Origin of the sequence: Pantoea sp. GbtcB22 (assembly GCF_019091025.1) — a bacterium.
Lineage (GTDB): Bacteria > Pseudomonadota > Gammaproteobacteria > Enterobacterales > Enterobacteriaceae > Pantoea > Pantoea leporis.
In genome coordinates, this window is the sequence record NZ_JAGXKB010000005.1 from 243661 (window position 1) to 266158 (window position 22498).

Annotated in this window: 17 protein-coding genes; 13 read left to right on the plus strand and 4 right to left on the minus strand. The window is 56.0% G+C overall.

Going from position 1 to position 22498, the window contains the following annotated elements:
- The first annotated feature begins 12 nt into the window (after window positions 1–12).
- From gudD to KVT28_RS17390, 4 genes are all read left to right on the plus strand, one after another.
- Window positions 13–1344 (plus strand): glucarate dehydratase, encoded by a 1332-nt coding sequence (gudD, locus tag KVT28_RS17375; RefSeq protein ID WP_110868303.1) that lies wholly within the window; start codon window positions 13–15, stop codon window positions 1342–1344.
- A gap of 52 nt (window positions 1345–1396) precedes the next feature.
- The gene (gene garL / locus KVT28_RS17380; protein WP_217549470.1) at window positions 1397–2164 is read left to right on the plus strand and encodes a 2-dehydro-3-deoxyglucarate aldolase; all 768 of its coding nucleotides are present in this window, start codon (window positions 1397–1399) and stop codon (window positions 2162–2164) included.
- 19 nt (window positions 2165–2183) lie between these two features.
- Window positions 2184–3068 (plus strand): 2-hydroxy-3-oxopropionate reductase, encoded by an 885-nt coding sequence (gene garR, locus KVT28_RS17385; RefSeq protein ID WP_217549472.1) that lies wholly within the window; start codon window positions 2184–2186, stop codon window positions 3066–3068.
- A gap of 84 nt (window positions 3069–3152) precedes the next feature.
- Window positions 3153–4292 carry a glycerate kinase gene (locus KVT28_RS17390; RefSeq protein ID WP_217549474.1) on the plus strand — a complete coding sequence of 380 codons (1140 nt, stop codon included), beginning with the start codon at window positions 3153–3155 and terminating at the stop codon, window positions 4290–4292.
- 145 nt (window positions 4293–4437) lie between these two features.
- On the opposite strand, the gene barA is transcribed toward KVT28_RS17390, so the two are convergent.
- Window positions 4438–7167 carry a two-component sensor histidine kinase BarA gene (barA, locus tag KVT28_RS17395; protein ID WP_217549476.1) on the minus strand — a complete coding sequence of 910 codons (2730 nt, stop codon included), beginning with the start codon at window positions 7165–7167 and terminating at the stop codon, window positions 4438–4440.
- A 90-nt stretch (window positions 7168–7257) separates the two neighbouring features.
- Here barA and rlmD point away from each other — a divergent pair, with 90 nt between their 5' ends.
- The 6 genes from rlmD (at window position 7258) to queE (ending at window position 15816) form a co-directional block, all read left to right on the plus strand.
- The gene (gene rlmD / locus KVT28_RS17400; protein WP_101762591.1) at window positions 7258–8574 is read left to right on the plus strand and encodes a 23S rRNA (uracil(1939)-C(5))-methyltransferase RlmD; all 1317 of its coding nucleotides are present in this window, start codon (window positions 7258–7260) and stop codon (window positions 8572–8574) included.
- A gap of 32 nt (window positions 8575–8606) precedes the next feature.
- Entirely contained in the window at window positions 8607–10838 is a 2232-nt protein-coding gene (gene relA / locus KVT28_RS17405) for a GTP diphosphokinase (protein ID WP_101762592.1), read from the plus strand.
- Window positions 10839–10950: 112 nt separating this feature from the next.
- On the plus strand, window positions 10951–11742 hold the full coding sequence (mazG, locus tag KVT28_RS17410; RefSeq protein WP_101762593.1) for a nucleoside triphosphate pyrophosphohydrolase: 792 nt from the start codon (window positions 10951–10953) through the stop codon (window positions 11740–11742).
- 241 nt (window positions 11743–11983) lie between these two features.
- Entirely contained in the window at window positions 11984–13621 is a 1638-nt protein-coding gene (gene pyrG / locus KVT28_RS17415; RefSeq protein ID WP_007891723.1) for a glutamine hydrolyzing CTP synthase, read from the plus strand.
- A 75-nt stretch (window positions 13622–13696) separates the two neighbouring features.
- Entirely contained in the window at window positions 13697–14995 is a 1299-nt protein-coding gene (gene eno / locus KVT28_RS17420) for a phosphopyruvate hydratase (protein WP_101762594.1), read from the plus strand.
- A gap of 149 nt (window positions 14996–15144) precedes the next feature.
- Window positions 15145–15816: a 7-carboxy-7-deazaguanine synthase QueE gene (gene queE / locus KVT28_RS17425; RefSeq protein WP_101762595.1), complete on the plus strand. Its 672-nt coding sequence runs from the start codon at window positions 15145–15147 to the stop codon at window positions 15814–15816.
- Between the two features lie 54 nt (window positions 15817–15870).
- On the opposite strand, the gene queD is transcribed toward queE, so the two are convergent.
- Window positions 15871–16230 carry a 6-carboxytetrahydropterin synthase QueD gene (queD, locus tag KVT28_RS17430; protein WP_167391191.1) on the minus strand — a complete coding sequence of 120 codons (360 nt, stop codon included), beginning with the start codon at window positions 16228–16230 and terminating at the stop codon, window positions 15871–15873.
- A gap of 297 nt (window positions 16231–16527) precedes the next feature.
- On the opposite strand from queD, the gene cysJ reads away from it, so the two are divergent.
- From cysJ to KVT28_RS17445, 3 genes are read left to right on the plus strand one after another with little or no spacing between them, the layout of a single operon-like run.
- Window positions 16528–18330: an NADPH-dependent assimilatory sulfite reductase flavoprotein subunit gene (gene cysJ, locus KVT28_RS17435; protein ID WP_101762596.1), complete on the plus strand. Its 1803-nt coding sequence runs from the start codon at window positions 16528–16530 to the stop codon at window positions 18328–18330.
- Window positions 18330–20054 (plus strand): assimilatory sulfite reductase (NADPH) hemoprotein subunit, encoded by a 1725-nt coding sequence (cysI, locus tag KVT28_RS17440; protein WP_101762597.1) that lies wholly within the window; start codon window positions 18330–18332, stop codon window positions 20052–20054. Before cysJ ends, cysI begins: the two co-directional genes overlap by 1 nt.
- A complete protein-coding gene (locus tag KVT28_RS17445) occupies window positions 20051–20785 on the plus strand; it encodes a phosphoadenylyl-sulfate reductase (RefSeq protein WP_101762598.1) in 735 nt (244 codons plus the stop codon). The genes cysI and KVT28_RS17445 overlap by 4 nt, the downstream gene beginning before the upstream one ends.
- A 200-nt stretch (window positions 20786–20985) precedes the next feature.
- Here KVT28_RS17445 and KVT28_RS17450 read toward each other — a convergent pair whose 3' ends face one another.
- Together KVT28_RS17450 and KVT28_RS17455 are read right to left on the minus strand one after the other, a co-directional pair.
- A complete protein-coding gene (locus tag KVT28_RS17450) occupies window positions 20986–21270 on the minus strand; it encodes a YciI family protein (protein ID WP_101762599.1) in 285 nt (94 codons plus the stop codon).
- A 9-nt stretch (window positions 21271–21279) separates the two neighbouring features.
- A complete protein-coding gene (locus tag KVT28_RS17455; RefSeq protein WP_101762600.1) occupies window positions 21280–22302 on the minus strand; it encodes an aminopeptidase in 1023 nt (340 codons plus the stop codon).
- Window positions 22303–22498 lie beyond the last annotated feature (196 nt).

Below are 22498 nucleotides of genomic sequence, written 5' to 3' on the forward strand. Positions count from 1 at the left end.
AAGGAGCAGGAAATGAGTCAGACACCGAAAATAACATCGCTGCAGGTCATTCCGGTGGCCGGTCACGACAGCATGTTGCTTAACCTGAGTGGCGCGCATTCGCCGTTCTTTACCCGCAACATCGTCATCATTAAAGACAATGCCGGACACACCGGCGTGGGTGAGATTCCGGGCGGCGAAAAAATTCGTCAGACGCTGGAGGATGCGGCGGCGCTGGTGGTGCAGAAAACCGTTGGCGAATACAAGAACATCCTTAACCTGGTGCGCAGCACCTTTGCCGACCGCGATTCCAGCGGACGCGGCAACCAAACCTTTGATTTGCGTACCACCATTCACGTGGTTACTGGCATCGAAGCGGCGCTGCTCGATCTGCTGGGACAGCATTTAGGCGTGAACGTCGCCTCGTTGCTCGGCGATGGTCAGCAGCGCGACCGGGTAGAAATGCTCGGCTATCTGTTCTATGTCGGCGATCGCAAGAAAACCTCGCTGCCGTATCAGAGCCAGGAAAATGACAAATGTGATTGGTATCGCCTGCGCCACGAAGAAGCGCTGACGCCGGATACGGTGGTGCGCCTGGCGGAAGCGGCCTATGAAAAATATGGCTTTAACGATTTCAAACTGAAAGGCGGCGTGCTGCGCGGTGGCGAAGAGGCCGAAGCGGTGACGGCGCTGGCGAAGCGCTTCCCGCAGGCGCGCGTGACGCTTGATCCTAACGGCGCCTGGTCGCTCAACGAGGCGATTCTGCTCGGTAAGCAACTGAAAGGTGTGCTGGCCTATGCGGAAGATCCGTGCGGTGCTGAGCAGGGCTATTCCGGTCGCGAAGTGATGGCGGAATTCCGCCGCGCCACCGGCATGCCGACCGCCACCAATATGATCGCCACCGACTGGCGTCAAATGGGCCACACGCTGTCGCTGCAGTCGGTCGATATCCCGTTGGCCGATCCGCACTTCTGGACGATGCAGGGTTCGGTACGCGTGGCGCAGATGTGTCACGACTTCGGCCTGACGTGGGGCTCGCACTCTAACAACCACTTCGACATTTCACTGGCGATGTTTACCCACGTTGCCGCCGCCGCACCAGGTGCGATTACCGCCATCGATACGCATTGGATTTGGCAGGAAGGCAATCAGCGCCTGACCAAAGAGCCGTTCCAGATTAAAGGCGGCATGGTGCAGGTGCCGCAAAAACCGGGTCTCGGCGTCGAGCTGGATATGGATCAGGTGATGCAGGCCAACGCGCTGTATCAGAAACACGGTTTAGGCGCGCGCGACGATGCGCAAGCCATGCAGTTCCTCGTACCGAACTGGACCTTTGATAACAAGCGTCCGTGCCTGGTGCGCTAACTTTTCCGGCTCCCCGCGCGGGAGCCTGCTGTAACCGACAGGAGTGAAGACAATGAGCAATGCCTGGCCGAACCCTTTTCGTCGCCGTTTGCTGGCAGGAGAAACCCTGATTGGCAGCTGGTGCGCGCTGGCTAATCCTCTTACCACTGAAGTGCTGGGCCTGGCGGGCTTTGACTGGCTGGTGCTGGATGGCGAACACGCGCCTAATGACATCACCACCTTTGTGCCGCAGCTAATGGCACTGAAGGGTAGCCACAGCGCGCCGGTGGTGCGTCCGCCGTGCAACGAACCGATCATCATCAAGCGCTTGCTGGATATCGGCTTCTACAACTTCCTGGTGCCATTTGTGGAAACCGAGGAAGAAGCGATTCGCGCGGTGGCATCAACTCGCTATCCACCGGCGGGCATTCGCGGTGTGTCGGTTTCACACCGCAGCAACATGTACGGCACGCTGCCGGATTACAACAGCACCATTAACGACAACATCACGGTGCTGGTGCAGATCGAAACGCAACAGGCGGTGGACAACATCGATGCTATCGCCGCGGTGGAAGGTGTTGATGGCATCTTCGTTGGGCCGGGCGATCTCTCGGCCGCGCTCGGCTATCTGGGCCAGCCTGCGCATCCCGAAGTATTGAAAGTGATTAAACACGTCTTCCAACGCGCCAAAGCAGCGGGGAAACCGAGTGGCATTCTGGCGCCGGTGGAAGCCGATGCGCGCCGCTATCTGGAGTGGGGCGCCAGCTTTGTGGCGGTAGGCAGCGATCTGGGTGTGTTCCGTAACGCCACGCAGGCGCTGTGTGACAAATTTAAAAAATAACTGACTGAGAGGAAAGGCAATGAAAATTGGATTTATCGGCCTCGGCATCATGGGCAAACCGATGAGTAAAAACCTGGTGAAAGCCGGTTATTCGCTGGTGGTGCGCGACCATAATGTTAGTAACGAAGCAGAGCTGGTGGAGCTGGGCGCCATCGTGGCGAAGACGCCAAAAGAGGTGGCTGAACAGGTGGATGTGTTGATCACCATGGTACCGAACTCGCCACAGGTTAAAGAGGTGTGCCTCGGTGCTAACGGCATCATCGAAGGCGCGAAGCCGGGCCTGATTGTTATCGACATGAGTTCCATTGCGCCGTTGGCCAGCCGCGAAGTGCATGATGCGCTGGCGGTGAAAGGCATCAAAATGCTCGATGCGCCAGTCAGCGGCGGCGAGCCGAAAGCGATTGAAGGCACGCTGTCGGTGATGGTGGGCGGCGATAAAGCGGTGTTTGATCAGTGCTACGACATCATGAAAGCGATGGCGGGTTCGGTGGTCCACACCGGTGACATTGGCGCGGGGAATGTGACTAAGCTGGCAAATCAGGTGATTGTGGCGCTTAACATCGCGGCGATGTCAGAAGCGCTGTCGCTGGCGACCAAAGCGGGCGTTAATCCTGAGCTGGTTTATCAGGCGATTCGTGGTGGTCTGGCAGGCAGCACCGTGCTGGATGCCAAAGCGCCGATGGTGCTGGATCGTAACTTCAAACCGGGCTTCCGCATCGATCTGCATATCAAAGATCTGGCCAATGCGCTGGATACCTCGCACGAGATCGGTGCGCATCTGCCGCTGACTGCCGCAGTGATGGAGATGATGCAGGCGCTGAAAGTGGATGGACAGGGCACTTCCGACCATAGCGCGCTGGCCTGCTATTATGAAAAATTAGCGAAAGTTGAGATCACCCGGTAGTGCAATCGTCCGGCGTCTACGGATGTCGGGCGGCTCGCTGCCTTCGCAGGACGGATGTCCGTCATCAACCGCGCTGGATTGCCTATGAAAATTGTCATCGCACCGGATTCATATAAAGAGAGTTTATCCGCCCTGGAAGTGGCTTCGGCGATTGAAGCGGGATTCCGCGAGATCTTTCCCGAAGCTGAGTACGTGAAAATACCGGTTGCCGACGGTGGTGAAGGCACGGTTGAAGCGATGGTGGCGGCAACGCAGGGAAACATTGTCCGGCTGACGGTTACTGGACCGCTCGGCAAGCCAGTGGAGGCGTTCTACGGTTTGTCAGGTGATGAGCGTACCGCATTTATCGAAATGGCGGCAGCCAGCGGGCTGGAGTTAGTGCCCGCGGCACAGCGCGATCCGCTGATTACCACCTCGTTCGGCACCGGCGAGCTGATCAAAGATGCGCTCGATCGCGGTGTCGATCACTTCATTATCGGCATTGGCGGCAGCGCCACCAATGATGGCGGTTCCGGCATGATGCAGGCGCTGGGCGCACAACTGCTGGATGAGCACGGCAAGCAAATCGCCCACGGCGGCGGCGCATTACCGCAGCTGGCGCGCATCGATATCGAACAGCTGGATACGCGTATTAAGCAGTGTCGCTTTGAAGTCGCCTGCGATGTCAGCAATCCGCTCACCGGTGATAAGGGCGCTTCGGCGATCTTCGGTCCGCAGAAAGGCGCGACGCCGGAACTGGTGCAGCAGCTGGACAAAGCACTGGAACATTACGCCACCCTGATTCATCGCGATCTGGATATTGATGTTTTACACATTGATGGTGGCGGCGCGGCGGGCGGCATGGGCGCGGCGCTGCATGCGTTTTGTCAGGCCGAGTTACGCAGCGGCATTGAGATTGTCACTGAAGCCTTGGGCCTGGCCGAGCAGGTGAAAGATGCCGATCTGGTGATTACCGGCGAAGGGCGCATTGATAGTCAAAGCATTAACGGCAAGGTGCCGATTGGTGTGGCAAAGGTCGCGAAGCAGTTTAATAAACCGGTGATTGGCATTGCCGGAAGTTTAACCGCGGATGTCGGCGTGGTGCACCAACATGGGCTGGATGCGGTGTTCAGCGTGCTGTTTAGCATCTGCTCATTGGATGACGCGCTGGCCAACGCGGCGCAGAACGTGCGCCTGACGGCGCGCAATGTGGCGGCGGTGATAAAGCTTGGGAAAGGGAGATAGTTTTCCCTCACCCTAATCCTCTCCCAGAGGGGGAGGGAACCGATCGGAGCGATGGAATAAGTTTGCACGTAACTTCAGCATGCTCAGGGCAACTCCCTCGCCCGCTTGCGGGAGAGGGCTGGGGTGAGGGGAAAATCGCACCGCACTAACCCAACGCCAACAATTTCCTCGCTTCACGCGCCACGTTCGCCATCTCATCGCTCAACTCCAGCAGCTCCGGCTCCAGCGCGTCGATATCGCTCTCCTGATGCAAACTCTTCTCCAGCTGCTGACACAGCTGCTTCAGGCGCGGCACGCCGCTGTAGCTGGCGCTGCCGTGCAGCTTGTGGATAATCTCGCGCAATCCCACCACATCATTGCTCGCCATGGCACTCTCTACGCGCTCTTCCACTTCCGGCAGGAAATCGAGCAGCATTTGCAGCAAATCGCGGGCTAAATCGGGTTTATTGGCGGCCTGACGTAGCGCCAGCGTCCAGTCCAGTGACGGCGCCACATGTGGCTGTTGCGGCTGTGGCATGACCCGGTTCGGCGCGTAACGCTGCAGCAGTTGGCTCAGTTTGTCCTCATCAATCGGCTTCGCCAGATAGTCATTCATGCCAGCGTTGATGAGCTGCGCACGTTCGCCGTCCATCGCATGCGCAGTAACGGCGACAATCGGTGTGGTGGCGTGCAGCGGCAGGGTGCGGATGATTTCGCTGGCGCGGATGCCATCGATATCCGGCATCTGAATGTCCATCAGAATCACGTCCAGCTTGTGCAGGCGCGCCTGACGAATCGCCTGCTCGGCGTTATCACACAGAATGATGTGCTGCACCTGCTCCTCCAGCAGCGCGCCAATCAGTTTCAGGTTGGCGGGATTGTCATCCACCGCCATTACCGTCAGCGGCTGACGTGCGCCGCGCGGCAGCGCATCGCTTTGCCAGTCATGTAAGTCCAGCAGCATCGGCAGCAAGCGCGTCAACGAAACCGGTTTGGCGATACACCCGGCAATGCCGCGCGCCCGTAAGTCATCGGCAAACAGCATCATTTCACTCGGCAGCGCCAGCAGCACCGAGTCGGCACGCGCATGCAGACGTTTAATCAATGCATCCGGCAACGTCGCAGGATGCGGCTCGGTGACCGGCAAACCCATCAGCAGCAGCGGGAAGTGCGTCTCGGGCATCTCTTCCAGGCTGGAGAAGTGCTGCACCTGCAGCGGCGTGATGCTTAGCATCTCCTGCACCGCTTTCGCCACCGCTGGATGTGGCTCGATATACGCCAGCGGCGTGGCGCGCAAATCGTCCAACATGCGCGGAATGGCTGGCGCATTGGGATTGAGATCGAGATGAACGTGCACCCAGAAGGTCGAACCCTGATTCGGGCGGCTGTGGAAGGCAATTTCGCCGCCCATTTCGCTCACCAGTTTCTGCGTGATAACCAACCCTAAACCGGTGCCGCCATGACGGCGCGTAATGCTGGCATCGGCCTGACGAAACGCCTGGAATAGCTGCGACTGCTGCTGTTCAGAGATACCGATGCCGGTGTCATGCACCTGAATCTCCAGCTCGACGCGCGTATTGTCGATGCTGCGCAGCTCAACGCGCAAATCGATATGACCGTGCTCGGTGAATTTAATCGCGTTACCAATCAGGTTAATCATGATCTGCTGCAGGCGCAGCGGATCGCCAATCACATTATCCGGCACCTGTTTTTCCAGGCACACGGTAATTTCCAGCCCTTTGTCATGGGCGGACGGCGCCAGCAGCACCAGCGTTTCATCCAGCGTGGCGCGCAGCGGGAACGGGATCGACTCCAGCACCAGCTTGCCGGCTTCCAGTTTCGAGAAATCGAGCACGTCATTAATGATGCTCAGCAGGTTATTCGCCGAACGCTCGATGGTGCTCATGTAGTCGCGCTGGTTGGTGCTCAGCCCGGTTTTTAGCATCTGACGGGTAAAGCCAATTACGCCGTTCAGCGGCGTACGCAGCTCATGCGACATGTTGGCGAGGAACTCCGATTTGATACGCGCCGCTTCCTGCGCGCGCTTCTTCGCCAGATCCAGCTCCACGTTCTGAATCTCCAGCTGCTCCAGCGTTTCACGCAGATCGTAAGTCGCCTGATCGATGTTCTGCTGCATCTCTTCGTGATAGGCGGTGAGCGACATCGCCATGGCGTTGATGCCGTTTTTCAGAATGCTCAGCTCGCCCAGCATGTAGCCATCGACGCGGCTGTCCAGCTGGCCACGACGAATGCGGTCCACGGTGGTAACCATATTGCGAATGGGACCGGTGACGTCGCGCATCAGGCGATAGGCAAACAGCATGGCGATGCACAGGCAAAACAGCAGCAGCAGTGTGGCGACAAATACTTCTTTGTACTGCTCCAGCCGCACTGATTGCAGATCCAGTTCGATCGCCACATAACCCAGCGGATTCCCGGCTGGTTTGGCATCTTCGCCCGGCAGCTCATCCACCGAATAGCGTTCAGAGATAATCGGCGTGCGCAGAATCATAATCGTGCCTTGCCGCTCCACCGAGACGCCATCTTCCAGCGTGGAGATGTCCTCTTTTTGCAGCAGCGCCAGATTCTGATTGTTATTCGAGGTGACGTAGACGTGATTGTTGTTGTCGAAAATGGTGATGGCACGGACAATATCGGAGTGGCGGCGATGCAGCAGACTGACTAACTCGCGAATCGCATCGCGGTTGTGCCACGTCATGCCGTATTCACTAGAGACCGCCAGCGGTTCGATGATGTTCGCTCCCGCGTCGTGCACCTGATGCTGTAATTCGTTGTAGCGGTGCACCACAAAGAAGGTACTGAGCAGCAGACCAATCATCAGCGTTGGTGCCAGTATCAAAATCATCATTCGCGCCCGCAGGCTGTATTTGGTCATAATTGTGGCCTGGCGACTCCTGGCATTTTTTCCCTGTGCGAGCACGGTTAATAGCTGCACACCCAATTAACGTAGAGATTTCACAATACTATGGCGCAATTTTACTCCGCAAAACAGCGTGTGACGACGAAGGCTCGCATATCCGTCACCATTGAAGACCTCGATCCTTTCGGACAAGGTGTTGCGCGCCATAAAGGCAAGGCGATGTTTGTTAGCGGTGCGCTGCCCGGTGAACAGGCGGAAGTGACGGTGTTCGAGGATAAAAGCAAATACGCACGCGCCAAAGCCAACAAGATCATTAATCCCAGCCCACAGCGGGAAACACCGCGCTGCGTCCATTTTGGCGTGTGCGGCGGCTGCCAGCAGCAACATGCCTCGGTGGCTTTGCAGCAGGAGAGTAAAGCGCGCGCCTTGAGCCGCATGTTAAGCCGCGAAGCGCCGCTGCCGGTGAAGGTCGATGAGATCATCAGCGGCAGCGCGTGGGGTTATCGTCGCCGGGCGCGTTTAGGATTGCAGTGGCAGCCAAAACAGCAGCGTTTGCAAATGGGGTTCCGTCAGGCCGCCAGCAACGATCTGGTTGAACTGAAGCAATGCCCGGTTTTGGTGCCCGAACTTGAAGCGTTGCTGCAGCCGCTGCACCAGTGCCTCAGCGATTTACAGGCAGTTAAACGGTTAGGCCACGTAGAATTGGTGCTGGCGGATAATGGCCCGCTGATGGTGCTGCGTCATCTTGATGCATTATCTGCCGGCGACCGCGCAAAACTGGAACGCTTTTCGCATGAGCAGCAACTGTCGCTCTATCTGGCTGATGGCAGTGAAAGTTTGCAGGCGTTGAATGCGCGCGAACCTTTTTATCACTCGTTGAATTTGCCGCTATCCTTTAGCCCGCAGAATTTTATTCAGGTCAACGATGGTGTGAATCAGCAGATGGTCGCCAAAGCCATTGAATGGCTGGATTTGCAGCCAGAGGATCGTGTGCTGGATTTGTTCTGCGGCATGGGAAACTTTACCTTGCCATTAGGAAAGTTCGTACAAAATGTTGTAGGTGTGGAGGGCGTTGCAGCATTAGTGCAGCAGGCAGCGTATAATGCTGAGCAGACTAATCTCAAGAATGTTCGCTTTTTCCAGCATAACCTGGAGGAAGATGTATCGCGTCAGCCGTGGGCGACGCAGGGATTTAACAAGGTGTTACTGGATCCAGCGCGTGCTGGGGCCGCGGGCGTAATGGCGCATGTGGTTAAACTTGCGCCGCAACGTGTGGTCTATGTTTCCTGTAACCCTACAACGCTGGCGCGTGACAGTCAGACATTGCTGTCAGCGGGCTACCATTTGGAAAGGGTCGCGATGCTGGATATGTTTCCCCATACCAGTCATCTCGAATCCATGGTGCTGTTTAGCAAAGCATAAGCGATGTCCACATCGCTGTGGCAGGAGAGGATATGGTTGCGGTTAGAAGTGCGCATTTAAATACGGCGGGCGAATTTGCCCTCGACCAGTGGATCGCCAGTTTGAGTATCAACAATCCGCAATCCTGTCAGCGACTGGCGGATGCGTGGCGCTACTGTGAAGCCGAAACGCACAACCATCCTGATCAAGCTCTGCTGCTGTGGCGCGGTATTGAGATGGTGGAAATTCTCACCATGCTCAGCATGGACATTGACAGCCTGCGCGCGGCGCTGCTGTTCCCGCTCGCCAACGCCGATGTGGTGAGCGAAGAGGATCTCGAAAAAGCCTTTGGCAAAGAGATTGTGATGTTGGTGCACGGCGTGCGCGACATGGATGCCATTCGCCAGCTGAAAGCGATTCACAACGATTCGATGGCCTCCGAGCAGGTGGATAACGTGCGCCGTATGCTGCTGGCGATGGTGGAAGATTTCCGCTGCGTGGTTATCAAGCTGGCGGAACGTATCGCCCATCTGCGTGAAATGAAAGACGCGCCAGAAGATGAGCGCGTGCTCGCGGCGAAAGAGAGCACCAATATCTACGCGCCGCTGGCCAACCGCTTGGGTATCGGCCAGCTCAAATGGGAGCTGGAAGATTACTGCTTCCGCTATCTGCATCCCGATGAATACAAACGCATTGCTAAGCTGCTGCATGAACGCCGTATTGACCGCGAAGGCTATATTGAAAGCTTCGTTGCCAACCTGCGTGCCGAGATGCAGAAAGAGGGCGTGCGTGCTGAAGTGTATGGCCGTCCGAAACACATCTACAGCATCTGGCGCAAGATGCAGAAGAAGTCATTAGCGTTCGATGAGCTGTTTGACGTGCGCGCGGTGCGTATCGTGGCGGAACGTCTGCAGGATTGCTACGGCGCACTTGGTACGGTGCATACGCTGTTTCGCCATCTGCCGAGTGAGTTTGACGACTACGTTGCCAATCCTAAGCCTAACGGCTATCAATCGATTCATACCGTGGTGCTGGGTCCGCAGGGCAAAACGGTGGAAATCCAGATTCGTACGCGCCAGATGCATGAAGATGCCGAGCTGGGCGTCGCCGCACACTGGAAGTACAAAGAAGGTCCAACCTCCAGCAATGCGCGCGGCGCGGCGGGACATGAAGGGCGCATCGCCTGGCTGCGTAAGCTGATTAGCTGGCAGGAAGAGATGGCTGATTCCGGCGAGATGCTGGAAGAGGTGCGCAGCCAGGTATTCGACGACCGCGTGTATGTGTTTACCCCGAAAGGTGACGTGGTCGATCTGCCGGCGGGATCAACGCCGCTCGACTTCGCCTACCATATTCACAGCGATATCGGCCACCGCTGCATTGGCGCCAAAATCAGCGGGCGCATCGTGCCGTTTACCTATCAGTTGCAGATGGGCGATCAGATTGAAGTGATCACCCAGAAACAGCCAAACCCAAGCCGCGACTGGCTGAACCCGAACCTCGGCTATATCACCACCAGCCGCGGACGCTCGAAAATTCACGCCTGGTTCCGCAAACAGGATCGTGACAAAAATATCATTGCTGGCCGTCAGATCCTCGAAAGCGAGCTAAATCAGATGGATATCAGCATGCGCGAAGCGGAAAAACTGCTGCTGCCGCGCTATAACGTCAGTTCGCAGGATGAGCTACTGGCGATGATTGGCGGCGGCGATATTCGCCTCAATCAGATGGTGAATTTCCTGCAGGGCAAGCTCAACAAGCCGAGCGCCGAAGAGGAAGATCGCGAGGCGCTGCGCCTGCTGACGCAGAAGTCACATGCGCCGTCCGCGCGCAAAGAGAGCGGTCGCGTGGTGGTGGAAGGCGTGGGCAATCTGCTGCACCACATCGCCCGCTGCTGCCAGCCGATTCCTGGCGACGATATCGTGGGCTTCATCACTCAGGGGCGCGGCATTTCGATTCACCGCGCCGACTGCGACCAGTTAACCGAGCTGATTTCGCACGCACCGGAACGTATCGTTGATGCGGTGTGGGGCGAGGATTATTCCAGCGGTTATTCGCTGGTGGTACGTGTTACCGCCAACGATCGTAGCGGCCTGCTACGCGATATCACCACCATTCTGGCAAACGAGAAGGTCAATGTGCTCGGCGTCTCCAGCCGCAGTGACACCAAAAAGCAGCTGGCGACCATTGATATGGATATTGAGATCTATAACCAACAAGTGCTTGGCCGCGTGCTGGCACGCCTTAATCAGGTGCCGGATATTATCGACGCGCGCCGTTTGCATTGATTCAGAGCCGTTTGTCCCCCATCCCGATCTTCCCCCTTTCGCGGGGGAAGAAGACGCTGCCGTATTTATAACCGGTGCAGTCTCTCCCAAAATTTTCCCAAAGGATCCTTTCATGACGCCCTTAAATCGCCTGCTCACCATCATGCAAACCTTGCGCGACCCGGAGCGCGGCTGCCCGTGGGATCGTCAGCAAACCTTCGCCTCGATCGCGCCTTACACGCTGGAAGAAACCTACGAAGTGATCGATGCCATCCAACGTGAAGATTTTGCCGATCTGCGCGGTGAACTTGGCGATCTGCTGTTTCAGGTTGTGTTCTACGCGCAGATGGCCGATGAGCAGCAGCGCTTTAATTTCGATGACATCTGCAACGCCATCAGCGACAAACTTGAGCGCCGTCATCCGCACATTTTTGGCGATGTTCAGGCTGCAACCAGCGAAGAAGTGCTGAAAAACTGGGAAGCCATCAAGCACAGTGAACGCGCAGAAAAATCGCAGCACTCGGCGCTGGACGACATTCCTAAAGCGCTGCCGGCATTGATGCGCGCGCACAAAATTCAGAAGCGTTGCAGCTCGGTGGGCTTCGACTGGAACAATCTCGGCCCGGTGCTGGATAAAGTGCATGAAGAGATCGATGAGGTGATGCACGAAGCGCAGCAAGCGGTGGTGGATAACGCCAGGCTGGAAGAGGAAATCGGTGATTTGCTGTTCGCGACCGTCAATTTGTCGCGCCATCTAGGCAGCAAAGCGGAAGTCGCCTTGCAGAAAGCCAATGATAAATTTGAGCGCCGCTTCCGCGAAGTTGAAGCCATCATCGCCTCACAAGGGTTAGCCATGAGCGATGCGACCCTGGATCAAATGGAAGCCGCCTGGCAGCAGGTGAAAGTGAGCGAGAACAAACAGTAAGCGAATCTGGCGATTATTCCAGCGCTGCGCATAAATTCGCCGCTTGAGCTTACTCGATTCAGCCTTGCGGCGACTTTGTGACGTACATCAACATTTCGCACCATGCTATCCGCTATGTTACCGGCTTACCTGTGGAGGACGATGGTGTGATTCATCAATTGTGGCTTAAGACGACTTCAAGTATACTATTTTCCCGTCTTGGTTATTCCACCGTCTTTAAACCTAAACTCTCAGGTTCAGCATGACAACGAATTATATTTTTGTGACCGGCGGGGTCGTTTCCTCTCTGGGCAAAGGCATTGCCGCAGCCTCCCTCGCAGCCATCCTTGAAGCACGTGGTCTGAATGTGACCATCATGAAACTCGATCCGTACATCAACGTCGATCCGGGTACCATGAGCCCAACGCAGCACGGTGAAGTATTTGTTACCGATGATGGGGCCGAAACCGATCTGGATTTAGGTCACTACGAGCGCTTCATCCGCACCAAAATGTCGCGCCGTAACAACTTTACTACCGGTCGTATCTACTCAGAAGTGCTGCGCAAAGAGCGTCGCGGTGACTATCTGGGCGCCACGATTCAGGTTATTCCACACATCACCAACGCCATCAAAGAACGCATCATTGAAGGCGGCGAAGGTCATGACGTGGTTCTGGTCGAGATCGGCGGTACCGTGGGTGATATCGAATCCCTGCCGTTCCTCGAAGCGATTCGTCAGATGGCGGTCGATGTCGGTCGTGAACACACCATGTACATGCACCTGACGCTGGTGCCATATATGGCGGCCGCAGGCGAAGTGAAAACCAAGCCAACCCAGCATTCAGTGAAAGAGCTGCTGTCGATCGGGATTCAGCCAGACGTGCTGATCTGCCGCTCTGACCGCGCGGTGCCGGCGAACGAACGCGCTAAAATCGCGCTGTTCTGTAACGTGCCAGAAAAAGCGGTTATTTCCCTGAAAGATGTGGATTCCATCTACAAGATTCCAGGCATGCTGAAATCGCAAGGTCTGGATGATTACATCTGCAAGCGTTTCAATCTGAACGCGCCGGAAGCGAACCTGGCCGAATGGGAACAGGTTATTTACGAAGAAGCCAATCCGGGCGGCGAAGTGACCATCGGTATGGTCGGCAAATATGTCGAACTGCCGGATGCGTACAAGTCAGTGATTGAGGCCTTGAAACACGGTGGCCTGAAAAATCGCGTTACCGTGAATATCAAATTGATCGACTCGCAGGATGTTGAAACGCGCGGTGTCGAATTACTGAAAGATCTGGATGCTATTCTGATCCCTGGCGGCTTTGGCTACCGCGGTGTGGAAGGCAAAATGATGACGGCGCAATACGCCCGTGAGAACAACGTGCCTTACCTGGGAATTTGCCTGGGTATGCAGGTTGCGCTGATGGAATTTGCCCGCAACGTTGCCGGTATGGAAGGCGCGAACTCTACGGAATTTGTGCCAGACTGTAAGTATCCGGTGGTTGCGCTTATCACCGAATGGCGTGACGAAGAGGGCAACGTTGAACAGCGTACTGAGCAGAGCGATCTGGGCGGCACCATGCGTCTGGGCAGCCAGCAGTGCCAGTTGACGCCGGAAAGCAAAGTGCGTCAGTTGTACGGTTCTGAAATCATTACCGAACGCCACCGTCATCGTTACGAAGTAAACAATATGTTGCTGAAGCCGATTGAAGCGGCGGGTCTGCATATTGCCGGTCGTTCTGGCGACGATCAGCTGGTTGAGATCATTGAGATCCCGAACCACCCGTGGTTTGTTGCCTGTCAGTTCCATCCGGAATTCACGTCGACCCCACGCGATGGTCATCCGCTGTTCGCTGGCTTTGTGAAAGCCGCGCAGGAACACCAGAAGCGTTTAGCGAAGTAAGTTTCACGAACAACGCGCGAACTTTTCGCGCGTTGTTTGTCTTAGGATTGACTAACTTGTACTGAGGAAAATCGAATGTCCAAAATCGTAAAAGTCATCGGTCGCGAAATCATCGACTCCCGTGGCAACCCAACTGTAGAAGCAGAAGTGCATCTGGAAGGCGGTTTCGTTGGTCTGGCTGCTGCGCCATCAGGTGCATCAACCGGTTCTCGCGAAGCTCTGGAGCTGCGTGACGGTGACAAATCTCGTTTCCTGGGCAAAGGCGTAACCAAAGCGGTTGCGGCTGTTAACGGTCCAATCGCTAACGCGGTAACCGGTAAAGATGCCAAAGACCAGGCGAACATCGATAAGATCATGATCGAGCTGGACGGTACTGAGAACAAATCTAACTTCGGTGCTAACGCCATTCTGGCGGTTTCACTGGCTGCTGCTAAAGCTGCTGCTGCCTCTAAAGGCCTGCCGCTGTACGCACACATCGCTGAACTGAACGGCACCCCAGGCAAATACTCTATGCCGCTGCCAATGATGAACATCATCAACGGTGGTGAGCACGCCGACAACAACGTCGACATCCAGGAATTCATGATTCAGCCGGTTGGCGCGCCAACCCTGAAAGAAGCGATCCGCATGGGTTCTGAAGTCTTCCATCACCTGGCAAAAGTGCTGAAGTCTAAAGGCATGAGCACTGCAGTTGGTGACGAAGGTGGCTACGCGCCAAACCTGGGTTCTAATGCCGAAGCGCTGGCTGTTATCGCTGAAGCGGTAAAAGCAGCAGGCTACGAACTGGGCAAAGACATCACCCTGGCGATGGACTGCGCAGCATCTGAATTCTACAAAGACGGCAAATATGTGCTGGCTGGCGAAGGCAACAAAGCCTTCTCTTCAGAAGAGTTCACCCACTTCCTGGAAGACCTGACCAAACAGTACCCAATCGTTTCTATCGAAGACGGTCTGGATGAATCTGACTGGACTGGTTTCGCCTACCAGACCAAAGTGCTGGGCGACAAAATCCAGCTGGTGGGTGACGATCTGTTCGTAACCAACACCAAGATCTTGAAAGAAGGTATCGATAAAGGCATCGCTAACTCCATCCTGATCAAATTCAACCAGATCGGTTCACTGACCGAAACTCTGGCTGCAATCAAGATGGCGAAAGATGCTGGTTACACCGCGGTGATTTCACACCGTTCAGGTGAAACCGAAGATGCAACCATCGCTGACCTGGCGGTAGGTACGGCGGCTGGCCAGATCAAAACCGGTTCTATGAGCCGTTCTGACCGTGTAGCTAAGTACAACCAGCTGATTCGTATCGAAGAAGCGCTGGGCAGCAAAGCACCGTTCAACGGTCTGAAAGAAGTTAAAGGCCAGGCGTAATCGCTTGAGTATGCTGCCTGAGGGCAGCATCGTCTGAATGAAGCCCCGCCTTGTGCGGGGCTTTTGCTTTTATTTGGCACGAAGCAGCTGTGACCTGGCGCATAAGATCTGCCATAATCTGCGCCTCAAATTTTAGACGTGAGTAAATAATGTTCTACCCGATTAACGAAATGTTCCAGACGCTGCAGGGCGAAGGTTTTTACACCGGTGTTCCGGCGCTGTTCATCCGCTTACAAGGATGTCCGGTGGGCTGTAGCTGGTGTGATACCAAACATACCTGGGAAAAGCGGGCGGATCGGGAGACCTCGCTGGGTGATATTCTGGTCAAAACCGTGGAAAGCGATGCGTGGGGCAGCGCCGATGCGGCCATGTTGATCGACACCATCCAACGTCAGGGCTGGACCGCACGTCATGTGGTGATCACCGGCGGCGAACCGGCGATTTTTGATCTGCGCCCTTTGACGGAACAATTAGAAGCGGCGGGTTTTGCCTGCCAGATCGAAACCAGCGGCACGCACGACGTGCAGTGTTCCGACGCAACATGGGTGACGGTTTCACCCAAGGTGAACATGCGCGGTGGCTATGATGTTTTGCCGCAGGCACTGCAGCGTGCCGATGAGATTAAACATCCGGTGGCGCGTGAGCGTGATGTGGAAGCGTTAGATACGTTGCTGGCAGGATTACACGACGATAAAAAGCGTATTGTGGCACTGCAACCGATCAGCCGTGGTGATGCGGCAACGAAACTCTGTATTGAAACCTGTATCGCCCGCAACTGGCGGCTTTCGATGCAGACGCACAAATACCTGAATATTGCCTGAGTTCTAAGGTCGCCATGCATGGCGACCTCACTCACGGTTACGGCTTCACTGACCTCAACCGCGATAAACGCAGCCGGCGGTGCAGGTCTCTTTAATCATTACCGCACTCAATTCCGGCAGAATCGGCTTCATCTGATCCCAAATCCATTTCGCCAGCACTTCACTGGTAGGATTCTCCAGACCCGGAATGTCATTCAGATAGTGATGATCGAGGCGTTCATACAGCGGCTTGAACTTCGCCTTCAGTTCGGCAAAATCCATCACCCAACCGGTATGCGCATCCACTTCGCCGGTAATTTCTAATCGCACCAGGAATGAATGGCCGTGCAAACGCCCACATTTATGGCCTTCCGGCACGTGAGGTAAGCGGTGGGCAGATTCAAACTGGAACTCTTTAAATAACGTGGTAGACATAATGGCTCTCAGACTTAAAAACCGCTGAAGTCTACCTGAATTGCAGATTTTTCGCACCCGCTGGCAACGAAAAGGGCATTTTGCGCCATGCCGACAGCAAAACGCCTAATTAACTCATTGAATCATATCGCCTTCATTTACCACTTTTGCTGGTTAACATTACCCGAAAAACCACTTAGTCATTTTGGTTATTTAATATGTCGAAGGCGTATTTAATCGTTAATATACAGCCCGGTAACCTACGCACTCTTTCGCAACATATTGATCCGGACTTCTGACACTGGAATTTTTAACGCAATGACGACTCAGGCACCAGGTTCACTGCTTCCGTTATCACCGGAGCAACTCGCGCGCTTACAGGCGGCGACCACGGATTTCAACACCACTCAGATGGCCTGGCTCTCCGGCTATTTCTGGGGCATGGTCAATCAGACGCCGGGTGCGGCTGCCGCGCCAGCGCCTGTGCAGGCAGAAACCCCGACCATTACGCTGATCTCCGCCTCGCAGACCGGTAACGCGCGTCGCCTGGCTGAGCAACTGCGTGATGACCTGCTGGCTGCCAAGCTGAGCGTCAATCTGGTTAACGCCGGCGATTATAAATTCAAGCAGATCGGTCAGGAAAAGCTGCTGGTGGTGGTAACTTCCACGCAAGGCGAGGGCGAGCCGCCGGAAGAGGCGGTGGCGCTGCATAAATTCCTGCTGTCGAAGAAAGCGCCGAAGTTTGCAGGCACAGCGTTTGCGGTGTTCGGTCTCGGCGATACCTCTTATGAGTTTTTCAGCAAAGCCGGTAAAGACTTCGATGAACGTCTGGCTGAGCTGGGTGCAGAACGTCTGCTGGATCGTGTGGATGCCGATGTTGAATACAAAGAGCAGGCGAACGCCTGGCGTCAGCAGATCACCGAGATTCTGAAAGCGCGTGTGCCGAGCGAATCGCCAGCACAGGCCGCCATCACCGCGGCGGGCAGCGTTAACCTGGTCGACAGCAGCCCGTACACCAAAGAAGAGCCGCTGGTGGCCAGCCTGGCGGCCAACCAGAAGATCACCGGACGCGATTCGGATAAAGATGTGCGTCACATTGAGATCGACCTTGGCGATTCTGGCCTGCGCTACCAGCCGGGCGACGCACTCGGCGTGTGGTTTGAAAACGATGACAAGCTGGTGCAGGAACTGCTGCAGCTGGTGTGGCTGAAAGGTGACGAGCAGGTTGAGGTGCAGGGCAAAACCCTGCCGCTAGCCGAAGCGCTGAAAACCCATTTCGAACTGACGGTTAACACGCCACAAATCGTTGAACAGTATGCGGCGCTATCCCGCAATGATGCGCTGTTGGCGCTGGCCGGTGACAAGCCGAAGCTGCAGAGTTATGCGCAGAGCTTCCCGATTGTCGATATGGTGCGTCAGGCACCGACCGAACTGAATGCCGAACAATTAACCGGCCTGCTGCGTCCTCTGACGCCGCGCCTCTACTCCATCGCCTCATCGCAGGCGGAGAACGAAACCGAAGTGCACATCACCGTAGGTGCGGTGCGCTTTGAAATCGACGGTCGTCAGCGCGGCGGCGGCGCCTCAACATGGTTGGCGGATCGTATTGAGGAAGAAGGCGAAATTCGCGTCTTCATCGAGCACAACGATAACTTCCGTTTACCGGCTAACCCGGAAACGCCAGTGATCATGATTGGTCCGGGCACCGGCATCGCGCCGTTCCGCGCCTTTATGCAGCAGCGCGATAACGATGGCGCAGGCGGTAAAAACTGGCTGTTCTTCGGTAACCCGCATTTCACCGATGATTTCCTCTATCAGGTGGAGTGGCAGAAGTATGTCAAAGATGGCCTGCTGACCCATATTGATCTGGCATGGTCGCGCGATCAGGCCGAGAAGGTTTACGTACAAGATAAAATCCGCGCCAAAGGTGCGGAGGTGTGGAGCTGGTTACAGGAAGGCGCACACCTTTACGTCTGCGGCGACGCCAATCGTATGGCGAAAGACGTTGAGCAGGCATTACTGGATGTGGTGGTCGAACACGGCGGCATGGATCGTGAAACGGCTGACGAATTTTTAAGTGAGCTGCGCATTGAGCGCCGTTATCAGCGAGACGTTTACTAATGAGCGAAAAACATCCTGGACCGCTGGTCGTTGAAGGCAAGCTGGTCGACGCTGAGCGTCTGAAAAAACAGAGCAACTACCTGCGCGGCACCATCCTCGACGATCTCGACGATGGCCTGACCGGCGGCTTCACCGGCGACAACTTCCTGCTGATCCGTTTCCACGGTATGTACCAGCAGGATGACCGCGACATTCGTGCCGAGCGTGTAGCGCAGAAACTCGAACCGCGTCACGCCATGATGCTGCGTTGCCGTCTGCCGGGCGGCATCATCACGCCAACGCAGTGGCTGGCAATTGATAAATTCGCCACCGATAAAACCATTTATGGCAGCATCCGGTTGACCAACCGCCAGACCTTCCAGTTTCACGGCATTCTGAAGAAGAACGTCAAGCCGACGCACCAGATGCTGCACGAAGTCGGGCTGGATGCGCTGGCGACCGCCAACGACGTGAACCGTAACGTGCTTTGCACCTCGAATCCGGTGGAATCAGAGCTGCATCAGGAAGCGTATGAGTGGGCGAAAAAGCTGTCAGAGCATCTGCTGCCGCAAACCCGCGCTTACGCGGAAATCTGGTGGGACAAAGAGAAGGTCGCCACCACCGATAAAGAGCCGATTCTTGGCGAAACCTATCTGCCGCGTAAATTCAAAACCACGGTGGTGGTGCCGCCGCATAACGATGTCGATCTGCACGCCAATGACCTGAACTTCATCGCCATCGCCGAGCAGGGCAAGCTGATTGGCTTTAACCTGCTGGTGGGCGGTGGCTTGTCGATTGATCACGGCAACAAAGCAACGTATGCGCGCACCGCAAGCGAATTCGGCTTTCTGCCGGTCGAGAAGATCCTCGACGTGGCGGCTGCGGTGGTCACCACGCAGCGCGACTGGGGGAATCGTACCGATCGTAAAAATGCCAAGACCAAATACACGCTGGAACGCGTCGGTGTTGAAACCTTCAAAGCGGAAGTGGAAAAGCGTGCCGGTCTGACCTTCGAACCGATTCGTCCGTATGCGTTCACCTCGCGCGGCGATCGCGTTGGCTGGGTGAAAGGCATCGATGAGAAATGGCACCTGACGCTGTTCATTGAGAACGGCCGTCTGCTGGATTATCCTGGCCGTCCGCTGAAGCGCGGCATCGCCGAAATTGCCAAAATCCATCAGGGCGATTTCCGTCTGACGGCTAACCAGAACCTGATTGTGGCTGGCGTGCCGGAGAAGCAAAAAGCGCAGATCGAAGCCATCGCCCGTGAACACGGTTTGATGGAAGCGGTCACGCCGCAGCGTGAGAACTCGATGGCGTGTGTGGCGTTCCCGACCTGTCCGCTGGCGATGGCAGAAGCCGAGCGCTTCCTGCCGTCGTTCGTGACCAAAGTGGAAGAGATCATGCATAAGCATGGTGTCGGCGAAGAGCACATAGTGTTACGCGTTACCGGTTGCCCAAATGGTTGTGGCCGTGCTTTGCTGGCGGAGTTAGGTCTGGTGGGCAAAGCGCCGGGCCGTTACAACTTACACATTGGCGGCAACCGCGAAGGTACGCGCATTCCACGCATGTACCGTGAGAACATCAACGAAGGCGAAATCCTCGCCAGCATTGATGAGCTGGTGGCGCGCTGGGCAACCGAGCGTCAGGCCAACGAAGGCTTCGGCGACTTCGTGATTCGCACCGGCATCATTAAAGCCGTGGTTGATCCCGCCCGTGATTTCTGGGACTCGGAGGCAGTATGACGGTACTCGATCTCGCAGCACTGAATGGTTCATCAAAAGTTGACCGCATCATGGCGCTGGCGGAAAGCAATGTGCAGCTGGAGAAACTCTCCGCTGAACAACGCGTGGGCTGGGCATTAGAACAGCTGCCGGGCGCATTTGTGCTGTCATCCAGCTTCGGTATTCAGGCGGCGGTTTTGCTGCATATGGTGACGCAGCAGAAGCCGGACATTCCGGTGATCCTGACCGATACCGGTTATCTTTTCCCGGAAACTTACCGCTTTATTGATGAGCTGACCGACAAGCTCAATCTCAACCTGCAAATCTTCCGTGCGGAGACCTCAGCGGCATGGCAGGAAGCGCGTTACGGCAAACTGTGGGAGCAGGGCGTCGAAGGGATTGAGCAGTATAACCAGATCAACAAAGTGGAACCGATGAACCGCGCGCTGGAAACGCTGGGCGCGCAAACCTGGTTTGCTGGCCTGCGCCGCGATCAGTCTGGCAGTCGCGCCAGTTTGCCGGTGCTGGCGGTGCAGCGCGGCGTGTTCAAGATTCTGCCGATCATTGATTGGGATAACCGTCAGGTGCATCAGTATCTGACCCAACACGGATTGAAATACCATCCGCTGTGGGATGAAGGTTATCTGTCAGTGGGCGATACGCATACCACCAAAAAGTGGGAACCGGGCATGGCAGAGGAAGAGACACGCTTCTTCGGCCTGAAGCGCGAGTGCGGGTTGCATGAAGGTTGATTGGTAGGTGCTCGTTGTCCCCCATCCTTGGTTTGTGCTCGCTTTCCCCCTCCTCGGTCCTCCCCCATGAATGGGGGAGGAAGATGCTGCCACATGTGAGTGTTGAAGTTGCATGTGGCAGCGTCTCCTTCCCCCGCTAGCGGGGGAAGGCCGGGATGGGGGACAGCCAGCACAATCAAGTATGAGTACAGCCAGCACAATCAAACCCCCTGCAACCCCGCAAACTCTTCCGCCGCACGCGTCATATTCACTTTCGTCACTTCATAATGCGCCACCGCCACAAACGGATCTTCCGCCAGGATGGTATCTAATCGCGCACGATCAATATCCTTCACCAACAGCACGCCGCCGGTGCGTGGATCTTTGCGTCCCGCCGCGATAAACACGCCGTTAGCGAAATAGCGATCCAGCCAGCTAATGTGCGGTTCCAGTAACGCTTCCACTTCTTCTACCGGACGAAAATAGTCTAGATATACCACGTACATAGGGAATCCTCAGGTTGTCGGATTAGCAAGCTCGGTCAGCAGCGGCAGCAGAATCTTCACGCTGTCATGCGTGCGCTGGGTGATGCGGCCAGGCAGCCAGTGATCGAGGTAGTTGAGATTATCGCGCTCGGTTTGATGGCGCACATTGCCTTCCGGGAAGTGGCTGGAACGCGCGCGCTGCTGCTGCCCATCTTTGTTGCCCAGCGTCCAGTTGGCGGCGGTGACATCCATCAGTGGCATGCCGGCTTTGTCGAACGGATTGACGCCAGGATAATCGCGTGCGGTCATCGCGTGGCTGGCGGCGGAGATACCGTAACGGTGCGCCAGCTGCACGGCACGCGCGCTGGTCTGTTTGCGCACTGCCGCTGGCGTATTCATGCCGCTGTTAAAGTAGAGATGATCGCCGACAATCAGGCTATTCAGATCGATCACCAGCAGCGTGTTCTTCTTCTCCTGCGCGCTCATACGCGCCAGATAATCATCCATGCCGTGCAAACCCGCTTCACCGGCGCTCAGCGCCACAAAGCGCACGCCGTAGTGCAGCGGCGTTTTGCTGAGCGCCTGCGCCAGCTCCAGCATCACGCCAAGCCCGGAGGCATTGTCATCCACACCCTGCAAACGCAGGCCGCCGAGATTGTTATCGGCTTCGTGGCGGCTGAGCGGCGTCCAGGTATCCAGATGCGTAACGATCAGGATCTCCTGCGGTACTTCACCGGCCCGCGCGGCAATCACCGACGTGGCCGTAACTTTGTGGGTGCGGCTCTCACCCTTTTTCTCCAGCCAGCTATAGCTGGTTTTAAACTGGCGGGTATTACTCTGATATCCCAGCTGGCTAAACTGCTGCTGCAGATAATCGGCAGTCAGCAACTCGGCGGGACTGCCGCTCATGCGGCCGGGGAAATAGGTGGCGATATGGCGAAGCTGCTGTTCGGCAAAATGTCCTGGCGTGTTGTTGCTCGCAGCCTGAACAAAGAAAGGCAAACCGCCCGCGAGCAGTGCAGCCAGCACAGTGCGGCGGAGAGTGGCAAACATAGTTAGCGTCCTTTTCTGACATCCGGTCATGCTAAAAAAATTCCGACTTAGTATGAAACTGTGACGACGCTTGCACAATTTGATTTGCTCTGAAACACCAGCAATATCATTTGTTAAGCACAAAATGTTATCAGCAATCCTGGGTCGTTATTCCATTCGGTAACTACTCATTCCAATTCGTAATTTCATCTGCTGG

Coding starts and splice junctions, on each gene's coding strand:
- gudD (WP_110868303.1), top strand. CDS start 13: ATGAGTCAGACACCGAAAATAACATCGCTGCAGGTCATTCCGGTGGCC.
- garL (WP_217549470.1), top strand. CDS start 1,397: ATGAGCAATGCCTGGCCGAACCCTTTTCGTCGCCGTTTGCTGGCAGGA.
- garR (WP_217549472.1), top strand. CDS start 2,184: ATGAAAATTGGATTTATCGGCCTCGGCATCATGGGCAAACCGATGAGT.
- KVT28_RS17390 (WP_217549474.1), top strand. CDS start 3,153: ATGAAAATTGTCATCGCACCGGATTCATATAAAGAGAGTTTATCCGCC.
- barA (WP_217549476.1), bottom strand. CDS start 7,167: ATGACCAAATACAGCCTGCGGGCGCGAATGATGATTTTGATACTGGCA.
- rlmD (WP_101762591.1), top strand. CDS start 7,258: ATGGCGCAATTTTACTCCGCAAAACAGCGTGTGACGACGAAGGCTCGC.
- relA (WP_101762592.1), top strand. CDS start 8,607: ATGGTTGCGGTTAGAAGTGCGCATTTAAATACGGCGGGCGAATTTGCC.
- mazG (WP_101762593.1), top strand. CDS start 10,951: ATGACGCCCTTAAATCGCCTGCTCACCATCATGCAAACCTTGCGCGAC.
- pyrG (WP_007891723.1), top strand. CDS start 11,984: ATGACAACGAATTATATTTTTGTGACCGGCGGGGTCGTTTCCTCTCTG.
- eno (WP_101762594.1), top strand. CDS start 13,697: ATGTCCAAAATCGTAAAAGTCATCGGTCGCGAAATCATCGACTCCCGT.
- queE (WP_101762595.1), top strand. CDS start 15,145: ATGTTCTACCCGATTAACGAAATGTTCCAGACGCTGCAGGGCGAAGGT.
- queD (WP_167391191.1), bottom strand. CDS start 16,230: ATGTCTACCACGTTATTTAAAGAGTTCCAGTTTGAATCTGCCCACCGC.
- cysJ (WP_101762596.1), top strand. CDS start 16,528: ATGACGACTCAGGCACCAGGTTCACTGCTTCCGTTATCACCGGAGCAA.
- cysI (WP_101762597.1), top strand. CDS start 18,330: ATGAGCGAAAAACATCCTGGACCGCTGGTCGTTGAAGGCAAGCTGGTC.
- KVT28_RS17445 (WP_101762598.1), top strand. CDS start 20,051: ATGACGGTACTCGATCTCGCAGCACTGAATGGTTCATCAAAAGTTGAC.
- KVT28_RS17450 (WP_101762599.1), bottom strand. CDS start 21,270: ATGTACGTGGTATATCTAGACTATTTTCGTCCGGTAGAAGAAGTGGAA.
- KVT28_RS17455 (WP_101762600.1), bottom strand. CDS start 22,302: ATGTTTGCCACTCTCCGCCGCACTGTGCTGGCTGCACTGCTCGCGGGC.